Here is a 12,197-nt window from a genome sequence, read left to right as displayed (position 1 = left end):
CTTACGTCTGCAAGACCGTAAAAATCCCAGAATCAAAAAAAGCGCCACCCCAACCGAATGGCTGAGGTGGCGCTTTTATATAGAATCAAATTCTAAGCTAAACACTGCAAGTCTTTGACATGACTCGCGATCAGGCTGCGTCGTCGACCGCGGCCTCCCGCTTCTCCGGCACATAATTGAGAACCGGACCCAACCAGCGCTCCACCTCACCCACGGGCATGGCCTTGCGGGCAGCGTAGTCCTCGACCTGATCGCGCTCGATCTTGGCGACACCGAAATAGTAGGAAGACGGGTGAGCGATATAAATGCCCGAGACGGAAGAACCCGGCCACATCGCATAGCTTTCTGTGAGCTTTACGCCCGTTGCCGCTTCGGCATCCAGAAGGCGGAAAAGCGTATCCTTCTCGGTATGGTCAGGCTGCGCCGGATAGCCCGGTGCTGGACGGATACCCGCATAGGCTTCGAGAACGAGCTCCTCGCTCGTGAAATTCTCATCCGCGGCATAGCCCCAGAACTCTCGACGCACCCGCTCATGCATCCGCTCGGCGAAGGCTTCGGCAAAGCGGTCGGCCAGTGCCTTGACGAGGATCGACGAGTAATCGTCGTTGGCGCGCTCGAAGCGCTCGGCGATGGCCACTTCCTCAATACCGGCCGTAACAACGAAGCCGCCGACATAATCACCGACACCGCTGGAAACCGGCGCGACGAAATCCGACAACGCGACATTCGGACGACCGTCCCGCTTCGACAGCTGCTGCCGCAGCGTATAGAAGGTTGCAAGCTCCTCTTTACGGCTTTCGTCGGTGAACAGCCTGATATCGTCGCCGACTGCGCCCGCCGGCCAGAAACCGATGACGGCGCGTGGGCGGAACCAGTTTTCCGCGATGATCTTTTCCAGCATCGCCTGCGCATCGCTGTAAAGCTGTCGTGCGGCCTCCCCTTGCTTCTCGTCTTCGAGAATTGCCGGAAAACGCCCCTTGAGCTCCCAAGTCTGGAAGAACGGGGTCCAGTCGATATATTTCGCCAGTTCGGCAAGATCGTAGCTTTCGAACACCTTGGTTCCGAAGAACTGCGGCCTGACGGGCTTATAGCTCGACCAATCCACCTTCTCGGCATTCTCGCGCGCCCTTGCGATCGGCAGGCGCACCTTCTCGGCCTCGCTGCGCGCGTGGGCGGCTGCGGCCTTGGAATACTCAGCCCGAACGGTATCGATATAGCCCTGCCGCGCATCCGGCGATAGCAGCGCAGATACTACGCCAACGGCGCGGCTCGCATCCGTAACATAGACGGTTTGCCCCCGGTGATAGCTCGGATGGATTTTCACCGCGGTATGGACCCGGCTGGTCGTAGCGCCACCGATCAGCAATGGTATATCGAAGCCCTGCCGCTCCATCTCGGAAGCGACATGCACCATTTCGTCCAGAGACGGCGTGATCAGCCCTGACAGACCGATAATATCGACCTTCTCTGCGATCGCAGTTTCGAGGATCTTCGTCGCCGGCACCATGACGCCAAGATCGATAATCTCATAATTGTTGCAGGCGAGCACGACCCCGACGATATTCTTGCCGATGTCGTGGACGTCGCCCTTGACGGTCGCCATCAGCACCTTGCCGGCCGACTTCCGCTCTCCATCGCCACCATTGGCAAGCTTCTCGGCCTCCATGTAGGGAAGCAGCACGGCAACGGCCTGCTTCATCACGCGGGCGGATTTCACCACCTGCGGCAGGAACATCTTGCCCGAACCGAAGAGATCGCCGACGACATTCATACCGGCCATTAGCGGGCCTTCGATGACATGCAACGGGCGTTCAGCAGCCTGGCGCGCTTCCTCGGTGTCGGCCTCGATATATTCGGTAATGCCGTTGACCAACGCATGTTCGAGCCGCTTCTCCACCGGCCATTCGCGCCAGGAAAGATCCTGTGCCTTGGCCTCCTTGCTGCCGGAACCGCGGAAGCGTTCGGCAATCTCAAGCAGGCGCTCTGTGCTGTCCGGACGGCGGTTGAGCACGACGTCCTCGCAGGCTTCCCGCAATTCTGGGTCGATATTGTCGTAGACGGCGAGCTGCCCGGCATTGACGATGCCCATGTCCATGCCCGCCTGTATGGCGTGGTAGAGGAATACGGCATGCATGGCCTCTCGGACGGGTTCGTTGCCGCGGAACGAGAAGGACAGGTTTGAGACACCGCCAGAAATATGAACGAGCGGCATCGTCTGGCGGATCGTCCTCGTCGCCTCTATGAAATCGACACCGTAATTGTTATGTTCTTCGATACCCGTCGCAACGGCGAAGATATTCGGATCGAAGATGATATCTTCCGGCGGCAAGCCCGCCACTTCCGTCAGCAGCTTGTAGGCACGCGAGCAGATCTCGACCTTGCGCTCGTAGCTATCCGCCTGACCCGTCTCATCGAAGGCCATGACGACGACCGCCGCGCCGTACATGCGCATCAACCGGGCTTGCTTGAGGAAATTCTCCTCGCCTTCCTTCAGCGAGATCGAATTGACGATCGGCTTGCCCTGAACGCACTTCAGGCCAGCCTCGATAATCGAGAACTTCGAACTGTCGATCATGACCGGAACACGGGCAATATCCGGTTCGGCGGCGATGAGGTTGAGAAACTCTACCATCGCCTTTTCGGAATCGATCAGGCCCTCGTCCATGTTGATGTCGATGACCTGCGCACCATTCTCGACCTGGTCACGAGCAACGCCAAGCGCCGCCGTATAATCGGCATTGGTGATCAGCTTACGGAATTTCGCCGAACCGGTGACATTAGTACGCTCCCCGACATTGACGAACGGAATATCCTTGGTCAGCTCGAATGGCTCGAGACCGGAAAGCGACATGAACGGTCGATGTTCGGCAAGCTGGCGCGGCGGATATTTCGAAACCGCCTGAGCGATCGCCGCAATATGCTCGGGCGTGGAGCCACAGCACCCACCAACGATATTGACCAGACCTTCGCGGGCGAACTCCTCGACCTGAGCAGCCATCATCTCGGGCGTCTCGTCATATTGACCGAATTCGTTCGGCAATCCGGCATTAGGATAGGCGCAAATGAAGGTGTCCGCGGTCGCGGAAAGCTCCTGCAGATGCGGCCGCATGGCGTTGGCTCCAAGCGCACAATTGAGGCCGATCGTGAAGGGGCTGGCGTGGCGCACGGAATTCCAGAAGGCCGACGGCGTTTGACCGGACAGCGTGCGCCCGGAAAGATCGGTGATGGTGCCCGAAATCATGACGGGCAAACGAATGCCCTTGGCCTCGAAACGCTCTTCGCAGGCAAAGATCGCCGCCTTTGCGTTCAGCGTATCGAAAATCGTCTCGATCAGAATGATATCGGCGCCACCATCGATCAGGCCATCGATCTGCTCGCCATAGGCAAGACGCAAATCGTCAAAGGTGACGGCACGATAGCCAGGATTGTTGACATCGGGAGAGATGGAGGCGGTCCGATTGGTTGGACCGATAGCGCCCGCAACGAAACGCCGCTTGCCATCCTCACGCTCGGCGCGTATCGCCGCCCGGCGCACGATTTCCGCGCCCTCCTTGTTGAGGTCGTAGACCGCACCTTCCATCTGGTAGTCCGCCTGCGCGATGCTGGTGGACGAGAAGGTGTTGGTCTCCAGAATATCGGCGCCCGCCTTGGCGTAGCGATAATGTATCTCTTCAATCGCACCGGGCTGGGTCAAAATGAGAAGGTCGTTGTTGCCCTTCTGGTGGCAGGCACAGCCGACGAAACGATGACCGCGAAACTGATCTTCGTTAAAGCCAAGGCCTTGAATCTGCGTGCCCATGGCGCCATCAAGCACGAGGATTCGCTCACTTGCAGCCTTTCGCAAGGCCTCAAACACCTCGCTACCGTCGCGCTTCGCCGTTCCCGAACCAAAAAGATTGTCAAACATAAGCGAACTCCTCTGGCCTGATTGCGACTCCGCACTCAGATCACATAAAGATATCTTTATGTCAACATATCTATGCGTTTAACCGCTCGATAGCAAGGACGATGCTTCCATCCTCTCGGCCGTTTCAGGAAAATAACCGTACCTGCGCTAATTGCCGATCCGACCATGGACAACGCAGTGCCGACGACACAGTTTCATCCATAACGCCATGACAGCGCTTTCGAGCGGCGCTATACGGCGTCAGGAAAAGAATCCATGGAGGACGGCATGAACATACAGGTTGAACCCGCAGCGCTCGGAAACTGGAGCACGCGCGCCTACCATCGGCACTGGCTGCTTGGTCAAGCGGACGCGCTTTTCGATTTCTTCCAGTACCGCGCCGTCAATCCCAAAGGCGGCTTCTACGACATGGACGATGCCGGCAAGCCGTTGGATAAGGCAAATCCCGTGCGCGGCATTCACTCGACCGCCCGCATGGTGCACTGCTTCTCGATCGGGTCGTTGCTCGGTCGTCCCGGCGCAAACGAAATTGTCGACCACGGCATGAACTATCTATGGAATCACCATCGCGACACGGAGCATGGCGGCTACTTTTGGTCGCTGAACAATGACGGCCCCGTCGATTCCAGCAAGCAGGGCTATGGCCACGCTTTCGTGCTGCTTGCTGCCTCATCCGCAAAGACGATCGGCCATCCACTGGCCGATGGCATGTTGGCAGATGTCACGGAAATTCTGAATACTAAGTTCTGGGAAGCGAAGCACGGGGCGATTGCCGAGGAATTCAATCGGGATTGGTCGTTGATTGACGGAGGCACCTATCGCGGCCAGAACTCCAACATGCACCTGACGGAAGCCCTGATGGCCGCATTCGAAGCGACCGGCGACAAGACATATCTCGAAAAAGCCGAAAGCATCGCCGATCTCGTCATCCGCCGTTCGGCTGGATCCGTCGGCTGGCGCGTTGCCGAACATTTCAACGCCGATTGGGTGCTTGACAAGAATTACCGCGGCAACGAGATGTTCCGTCCATCGGGAACGACACCAGGGCATTGGCTGGAATGGGCGCGTCTCATCCTGCAACTCTGGGCGCTGGGGGAAAAGCGTCATGACTGGATGCCGGAAGCAGCCAAGGGGCTCTTCTCTCAGTCCATGTCACTCGGCTGGGACAACAAGAAGAATGGATTCTTCTATACGCTCGACTGGGAAGATGTACCTGCAAAGCGCAACAAGCTTTGGTGGCCTGCGTGCGAGGGTGCCGGTGCGGCTCACTATCTGAATGAACACGTCCCGAGCGATTTCCACGAAGAAAGCTACCGCAAGATCTGGAGCGTAATCAGCCAGGCCTTTATCGATCGTGCCAATGGCGGCTGGCATGAGGAACTGACGGAAGATCTCGTTCCCACTCACACGCTGTTCCCGGGCAAGGGCGATATCTATCACGCCCTGCAGGCATGCCTCATCCCCCTCTTCCCGGCAACCGGAAGCTTGACCAAAGTCATCGCCGAGGCTGGTGGCAAGATCTGAAAGCGGCGGCGGCGCCCAATCGAAGTGCGCCGCCTCGTTGCTCTATGTGAGGCTGAGATTGTGAAGCTCGTGGCCGAGGGTGAGAGCCAAGGCTTCGACAACGAGATTGTGGTCTTCGCGCTGCGGCAGCCCAGAAACGGTGACGGCGCCGATGCAGCCCGTGCCATTGACGAAGATCGGAAAGCTGCCACCAGACGCGGCATATTCGGTGCTTGAAAGCCCGTTGTCCTCGATCGTCTTACCCTGCTGCTGCAGCCGCAACGTGCTGGCATAGCTGCTTCGAAAATAACGCAGCACCATGTTGCGCTTCCGACGGATCCAGTTGGAATTGTCGGGCGTCGAACCGGGCAAGGCTATGTAGAAAACCGGCATGGAATGAAGCGTGATATCGATAGCAACACCCATGTTGCGCTCGCCGGCAAGATCGCGCAACAGCTTGCCGAGCACCCAAGCGGTCGAAAGGTCAAAAGCATCGAAACGCAGCGTTTCCTCCTGCAGCTCGATACGAGCAAGGTCCTGGTCGATCGTCATGGAAAACCTTCTTTAAAAATAGATCGGCCTATCAAACGCGCAGGGAATGATTTGTCCACCTATCTCTTCGGTATTTCGAAGCCAAGCTGCCACTTCTGACCGATTGAGAAGTCATATTCATCCGGCTCGAATGCCTCGAAACCTCCGCCTGGATAAAAGGTCAGCTCCCCGACACGGACCCACTCTGCCGACGCATAGAGATCGACACGAACGAAGTCGATATCGCGAGCGACCGTTTCAGCGACGTGAATCATCTCCTCCAGCCGCGACGGGCGGGCTACTTCGCCTGGATAGAGACCGAGATAATCCCGGTCATAGAACGGCAGCTTCTGCCAATCGGGAGTGTAGTTGCACGAATAGCCTCGACCATTTTCGCGTATGTCGATCTCGATATGGGAGACCTTCCCGCCAAACGTGAAGAGCCGATAGTCCCACGGAACTCGCCCATCAACGAGCAGCATGCTTTCAATAAGAATACAAGGCTTCAATTGGCTATAAGCCCACTCTCTATTGTAACGGGCATGATTGATTGCCAGCCACTCACCGGACGGATCGTTCTTGAGGAGACGATCGACGTCGGCTTCACCGTAGAGAAATCGCCCCACACCGCTCGCATGGGTTGGCTTCACAACGGCCGGCAATGAAATCCCTGACCAATCCACGGAGGCTAGATCGTTGCCAACCCAAAGCGTCGGGATAACATATTGACTGCCAACCCTTTCTCCAATCAACCCTTTTGCATCGGCCTTGTCTACGAGACGCGGAAAGAGAGGGTTGCGATCGTATAATTTGCGCGCCTGTATCTTCTCGGTAAAGGTTTGAGGGGATGACAAATTAGGGAATTTGCCGCGAATGGCGCGATATTTAAGTGCGCAATAGGGCTTATCGGGCAAAGGCGACATGAGCCGCCAGAGAAGGTTATGCGCGCGCTCGCGCAATCCTTTCTGCAGATATCCCGGGATGAGAAATCCATCTTGATCGGCGGCTCGATCTATCATGGTGACGGTCTCGAATTTCAACTAGAAAGCAAGTAAAAACTATCAGCCGCCCTTTAACACAAGGTTATGCGTAAGCCTTCAAGATAGATAGCCATGAGCGCGTTCGTACCCAATCTCCTGAAAAGCTCGTTAATTAGCTTGGCGGCGACGTCCATCTCGCTTGCCGCGGGCTTTGCGAGCAGCATCATCGCAGCCCGCCTGCTCGGTCCTGCGGGGTCTGGCAACGTCGCCTACGCATTATGGATTGCAACGTCAGCTGCAGCATTGGCCGACATGGGCCTGCCTCAGACCCTGCTGCGCAATGCGGGCGGTCACGCGGGCGATGGTGATGCATGGAAGGCGCTGGTCGGCACTGCGCTCCGCAGTTTCCTTATATCGGTCAGCATGGTCAGTGCGGGCATTCTTCTCTTTGCCGCGATCACCTATGCTTATCGCGATGCATGGCATGCGTGCTTCTGGCTGGTCACCGGACTCCTCTTTCTCAGTTATGCGTTCTACGTATTTTCCACAGCCGTGGCACGCGGAAGAAACCGGTTCGGGCAGACCGCCCGCACTACCCTGCTCGGCGGTGCTATGCAGGTCCCACTTGTATTCATCGGAGCCTGGTTGCTAGGCCCGACGGGAGCTTTAATCGGCTATATCGCCCGCTACCTTCCGCAAGCCTTGAAATTGCGCGACTATGTCCACCCCATGACAAGACACTCGCGGAAAAACCTATCGCCGGAAATGTTGCGCTATGGCCGATACATCTGGTTCAGCGATCTCATCGAAATCCTCATCCTCTCCCGCATTGAATTCCTTTTTCTCGGCATCTTTCTTTCTCCCACCAGTATCGGCTACTTCGCTGCCGGGCTCGGTTTGGCCGGCCTCATCGAACAGATTATGCTCCAGATATCGCCGGCATTAGTCGTCAACTTCACCGAAGCCCATGCAAGAAGCGATCCGCAGTCTCTTAATGCAGCTTACAGGCGCGTCATCCGCATAGTCTCCCTAGTCATGCTGCCGATCAGCATAGGTGGCGCAGCCATCATGCCTGAGCTTTTGCCGATGATCTTCGGCGATGCTTTCGAGCCCGCCGTGCCGGCTGCAACCACGCTGCTAGCCTTCGTATGGCTTGCCGGCATGTCCGTGATCCCTTGGGGTATCATCAGTGCATCTGGACGAAGCGCCATTTTGCTACGCGTGCAGATTACAAGCGCTGTAGCAACGATACTCTTGCTAATCGCTTTCGTGCCATCCCTCGGCCTGGAAGGCGCGGCTCTAGCCCGCGCGATGACCGTGACATTGACGTTTGTGTTGCTTGGCTGGATGGCCTGGAAATATGTCGGCGTCACAGTCCCTTTAACTGCGTTGGCGAAAACGCTTCTTGCGGCAGCCCTCTGTGCGGGTGCAGCAAGCCTCGGCATTTACAGTCTCGATGGGCTACCGGCACTTTTAAGCGCCATTCCCGCCGGAGCAATCACCTATCTACTGGCTATTCGTTTCTTACGCTTGATTACGCCCGAAGACGTACAAATTCTGATGACGACGGTCGGTGGAAAATTGCCGAGCGTATCACTTCTTTTCGCTGGCAGATTGCTAAGCTTCCTTGCATCCGGCTGAGCGATTATTAGGCTTCGTGCGCGGCAGCCAGAGTTTGCCACGCAACCTCGTCCCAGGTCATTATTCCATCGCGGAAAGCCGCCGAACGCTGCATCGCCAGCGCTGCGTCGATCTTTTCTCGCCAAGCGACCTCGCCATCCAATCGATAGGCGATGCCGTTGGTGCGGGTAAAGGGAACGAGGTCAGGTAACAGGATCGGCAGACCACAATAGCTGTATTGGGCGAGTTTCAGGCTCGATTCCGCGAGATAGACCTCATCCGCGGTCAAGCGATAGGGAGCAATACCGAAATCAGCATGTTGCACGTAAGGGATGATGCTCTCAAAGTCCCTTTCGCCGTAGATCGTGACATTCGGCCGGGCCCAACCATTCCATGTGGCACCAAAAACATGAAAATTCACATCCGGCGCGGCAGCGGCCATCGCGGCGACGGAAGTTTGATCAAAAAGCATATTGCCGATGGAAATCGCATTGCGGCTACCGGGGGTATAGGGAGATGGCAGTTCGCGATCGAACAGAGCCGCATCAACGCCTTGCGGGATAGTACGTACACGCCCGCCAGGGGGGAGCATGGCACCAAGCCGCTGTGAAGGAACGCAAATCGCATCAAAGTGGGCGATATGCCGAACTTCGATATCCTGTAGCGCCGACGCAGCCCCGATGGTCCTCAGTAGATCGCGACAAAAATACAAAATCCGCGCCCTTGGATTTAGTTTCTTGACCTTGGACAAAAAAGCCAGAGCGGAGCCGCTCTCAACGAGCACCAGATCTGCGTCGGCGATGGGACGGCGCGCAAAGGACGGAAAAAAGCTGCCATAGAGCCAAAATAGCGCCGGGCTAGCTGCATTGAGAAAGCGGTTACCGGAACTGAAAGCATGTAGTGGGGGGAGATATGCGCCGGCTTTCAAATTAGCAGCGATGGTCTGAAACCGGTTTGCCTGATCTTGAGACAAAGCATGAAAGCGCCGGCGATCCTTAAACAAAGTGAGCCAGCTGTGGCCGATAGTAAGAAAATGGACTTCATGCCCCTGCTCGGCCCAGCGGGATGCAATGAAGTGAATTGACGCCTTGCGATAGCCGCGCAAAAACACATGCGACGTCAAGATCACAATTTTTTGTCGTAGCTGCGCCTCTCGGCTGCCCAGCTCTAGTTCACCATTTGCCAAAGGCGGTCCCCAACAGCGACCCTCAGCCGGTTTATGTCATGACCGACATTCAAACATCGATGAGGTCGCAGCAACGAACAGTCATGTCCGGGGCATTGATAGCCGCAACCAAAGCCCAATTCCGCGGGATATGAACCGCAAGCGTCTAACATGCGGTTAAAGTTGTATCATCAATCATCACATTCACAGGCTGCATCTCGCCTGGAAATTGATCGGAATTGACCAAAGGTCATCAATCCGGTCTTGAAAGTGGCGCGGCTCTCGCTTGCCTGGGCGAAGCGAACAGGTCATTGATAAAGCTTTACGAATGTCTCGCCACAGGAATAGTCCAGCATGAATGCAAAGTACGCACTGCCCGCCATATTGGTCTGCACCTGCGCCGCAACACCGGTTCTGGCCGATAGTCCCTCACAAATGGTGCTGCGTGATGGTTTCGACGGTACAGATTTCGCCCCCTCTGGCCATCTTTATTATCGCGACAACTTCGAACAAAAAGCCGGAACGATCGAATTTCAATCGGAAGTCCAGCATTCTGGAACCGGCGCATTGAAATTGAGCGTCAGACCATTCTGCCCGCCGGGTAAAGCAAACTGCAGCGAGAGAGCCGAAATATGGGAGCGCACAAAGTATCGCGTTCCATACGACCAGGGGGTTTGGTACGGTTTTGCCGTAAAATTCGCCGATCCCGTACCCTCAGGCGACCATCGCTACCTTATCGCGCAATGGAAGCGAGAAATCGGGCCGAACGCCAAAGGGGATTTCAGCCCCTTCCTCGCACTACGGCTCAATAATGGCAAACTCTTCGCAACCGTTGAAACCAACTACGTTGCTCCCATCAAGAAACACAAGCCCGAAAGCAACGGCAAAGCCTGCAGCGATGACGAAGCGCCGGTCTGGTTCCGTCCCGATACTAATCAAATGCGTGCATTGGTGGCCACCGACGACAACTGGGGCGTATCCGACGGGCAAGAGTTTACAGGCTGTACAGACGCCATAAAAGTAATAAATCGTGGAAACAAGCTGCCAACACCGACCTCAGGCTGGATCGATTTTGCCATTTACAGCAAACCCGGCCCCGACGGCTCGGGACATATTGAGATATTCGCCAACAACAAATGGATTGTTACAGTTACAGGCCATATAGGACATGCAGATCACGGACTAGGAAAGAATCAATACTTCAAATTTGGTCCTTATCGCGCCGCCGATACAACAGTATGGACGCTTTACTATGATGATTTTCGCCGTTCACCCCACTGCGCCGATGTATTATCGGACCCCAGCCTTTGCCCTATGAAGTGACAAGGCTGCCGAGGATGTGTGCCTCTAGATCAATATGGCGATCCACATTCCGACAGTGTGCTTTTTTTGAGAAATGGCCGAACTTTTTCCTTTCTCGATAGTTATCTTCTTTCGTGAAGGAGGCGATCGAAATGCTTACTACCCATCGCGATTGCAAACAGCATGTGAAGAGGAATGCAATACCCTCCCTAGGTGAAATTGAAGGGCGAGTTGCGGTCCTCGAAATTGTCGCTCAGTCTGCGCTAACACATGTCTTCGACGAAGGTGAAGTCGATATCGATGCGGCATTGCTGGCCCAGATCCGCAGAGCCATGCATCGCAAATGCAAGGACTTGAAACTTGACGGCGACGATACGGCATCGGCACTTTTATACGCCGAGGAATTGATTGAGGCCGCGGTTAAGGCGTCGCATCCAATCCATCAATGATGCCTTCTCGGCCAAGGCTGGTTTTGTCCCTCTTGGTGGCGCTGGCAATTACGCTCGGCGTCCTCTTGTTTGTTGCACCACACGATACAGCGGTGAAGATCGTCCCTCCCGCCGCGCCGCCCAGCGGGCCTCAAAATCGGCAATAATGTGCCCAAGAATAGACCTGTGTCACGTTAAGGCACACGCAGTCTGTCCCATATCAGGCTGCCGTTAACGTCGCGGGATGAACTCGGTTGCAAATTTCCAAACCCCAAGCAGTGTTCGCTTCACCCACCCGATGCCAAGCTCCAACAATGAATGGTGTAGCGAATGTCTATGATGGTCAATGCGCCGCTTTACCCCGATGATATCGATGTTCTCGCAGGCGCACTTTTTGCGTGGTGTGCCGAACGCAGTATTAAATTACAAAGTCAGGAAGGTCTGTCTGCAGCCAATGTAGCCATAGACCTCTACAATGCCGGCTATCAAACACAAGATCGGTTGCTTGGCGCATTGCATGACTACGATTTTCATTGATGCCTTGCCCGGACATTCAGTTTTGCACCTAAACCCTGAGCACAATTTCTCCAGGAATCATATCGAAAAACGCGGCGGTAGTGACCGCTATTTTATGCAGCATTCTCTTTGAAGACATTAGCGATACAGTCTCGCTCTTCGAGAATTCCGGACCATTCATCCTGATAATATGTAGAGTCGTAGATCAGCGTGAAAGGACCTTGATAGCCAGCCACGTTGGAAAG

9 protein-coding genes are annotated in these 12,197 nt (G+C 55.7%); 5 read left to right on the top strand and 4 right to left on the bottom strand.

Annotation, left to right across the window (positions count from 1 at the left end; genetic code table 11):
* Nucleotides 1–130: 130 nt before the first annotated feature.
* A complete protein-coding gene (gene metH, locus PH558_RS04035) occupies nucleotides 131–3,907 on the bottom strand; it encodes a methionine synthase (protein ID WP_285202312.1) in 3,777 nt (1,258 codons plus the stop codon).
* Between the two features lie 267 nt (nucleotides 3,908–4,174).
* Here metH and PH558_RS04030 point away from each other — a divergent pair, with 267 nt between their 5' ends.
* The gene (locus PH558_RS04030; protein WP_285202311.1) at nucleotides 4,175–5,431 is read left to right on the top strand and encodes an AGE family epimerase/isomerase; all 1,257 of its coding nucleotides are present in this window, start codon (nucleotides 4,175–4,177) and stop codon (nucleotides 5,429–5,431) included.
* A gap of 42 nt (nucleotides 5,432–5,473) precedes the next feature.
* On the opposite strand, the gene PH558_RS04025 is transcribed toward PH558_RS04030, so the two are convergent.
* Both PH558_RS04025 and PH558_RS04020 read right to left on the bottom strand, forming a co-directional pair.
* Nucleotides 5,474–5,962: a heme-degrading domain-containing protein gene (locus PH558_RS04025; protein WP_095435323.1), complete on the bottom strand. Its 489-nt coding sequence runs from the start codon at nucleotides 5,960–5,962 to the stop codon at nucleotides 5,474–5,476.
* A gap of 59 nt (nucleotides 5,963–6,021) precedes the next feature.
* Nucleotides 6,022–6,981, bottom strand: coding sequence for an ATP-grasp fold amidoligase family protein (locus PH558_RS04020; protein ID WP_244575207.1), 960 nt, complete (start codon nucleotides 6,979–6,981; stop codon nucleotides 6,022–6,024).
* Between the two features lie 72 nt (nucleotides 6,982–7,053).
* Between PH558_RS04020 and PH558_RS04015 the strand changes: the two genes are divergently transcribed.
* On the top strand, nucleotides 7,054–8,562 hold the full coding sequence (locus PH558_RS04015) for an oligosaccharide flippase family protein (RefSeq protein ID WP_285202310.1): 1,509 nt from the start codon (nucleotides 7,054–7,056) through the stop codon (nucleotides 8,560–8,562).
* A 7-nt stretch (nucleotides 8,563–8,569) separates the two neighbouring features.
* Here the strand turns inward: PH558_RS04015 and PH558_RS04010 are convergent, their stop codons facing one another.
* Nucleotides 8,570–9,727, bottom strand: a complete 1,158-nt coding sequence (locus PH558_RS04010; RefSeq protein ID WP_285202307.1) for a GumK N-terminal domain-containing glycosyltransferase — start codon at nucleotides 9,725–9,727, stop codon at nucleotides 8,570–8,572.
* Nucleotides 9,728–10,060: 333 nt separating this feature from the next.
* On the opposite strand from PH558_RS04010, the gene PH558_RS04005 reads away from it, so the two are divergent.
* The 3 genes from PH558_RS04005 to PH558_RS03995 all read left to right on the top strand — a co-directional run bounded on the left by PH558_RS04005 (nucleotide 10,061) and on the right by PH558_RS03995 (nucleotide 11,973).
* Entirely contained in the window at nucleotides 10,061–11,029 is a 969-nt protein-coding gene (locus tag PH558_RS04005) for a polysaccharide lyase family 20 protein (protein WP_483314118.1), read from the top strand.
* 131 nt (nucleotides 11,030–11,160) lie between these two features.
* Complete coding sequence (locus PH558_RS04000; RefSeq protein ID WP_069612587.1) at nucleotides 11,161–11,457, top strand: hypothetical protein; 297 nt, start codon at nucleotides 11,161–11,163, stop codon at nucleotides 11,455–11,457.
* A 309-nt stretch (nucleotides 11,458–11,766) separates the two neighbouring features.
* Complete coding sequence (locus PH558_RS03995) at nucleotides 11,767–11,973, top strand: hypothetical protein (protein ID WP_095435327.1); 207 nt, start codon at nucleotides 11,767–11,769, stop codon at nucleotides 11,971–11,973.
* Nucleotides 11,974–12,197: the final 224 nt, after the last annotated feature.

This window comes from Rhizobium pantanalense, from assembly GCF_030182525.1.
GTDB lineage: Bacteria > Pseudomonadota > Alphaproteobacteria > Rhizobiales > Rhizobiaceae > Rhizobium.
Note: the sequence above shows the minus strand (reverse complement) of the source record. Positions and strands in the feature narration are given on the sequence as shown.

Excerpts from the sequence above, each read along its gene's own strand:
- metH (WP_285202312.1), bottom strand. The coding sequence starts at position 3,907 with ATGTTTGACAATCTTTTTGGTTCGGGAACGGCGAAGCGCGACGGTAGC.
- PH558_RS04030 (WP_285202311.1), top strand. The coding sequence starts at position 4,175 with ATGAACATACAGGTTGAACCCGCAGCGCTCGGAAACTGGAGCACGCGC.
- PH558_RS04025 (WP_095435323.1), bottom strand. The coding sequence starts at position 5,962 with ATGACGATCGACCAGGACCTTGCTCGTATCGAGCTGCAGGAGGAAACG.
- PH558_RS04015 (WP_285202310.1), top strand. The coding sequence starts at position 7,054 with ATGAGCGCGTTCGTACCCAATCTCCTGAAAAGCTCGTTAATTAGCTTG.
- PH558_RS04005 (WP_483314118.1), top strand. The coding sequence starts at position 10,061 with ATGAATGCAAAGTACGCACTGCCCGCCATATTGGTCTGCACCTGCGCC.
- PH558_RS04000 (WP_069612587.1), top strand. The coding sequence starts at position 11,161 with ATGCTTACTACCCATCGCGATTGCAAACAGCATGTGAAGAGGAATGCA.
- PH558_RS03995 (WP_095435327.1), top strand. The coding sequence starts at position 11,767 with ATGTCTATGATGGTCAATGCGCCGCTTTACCCCGATGATATCGATGTT.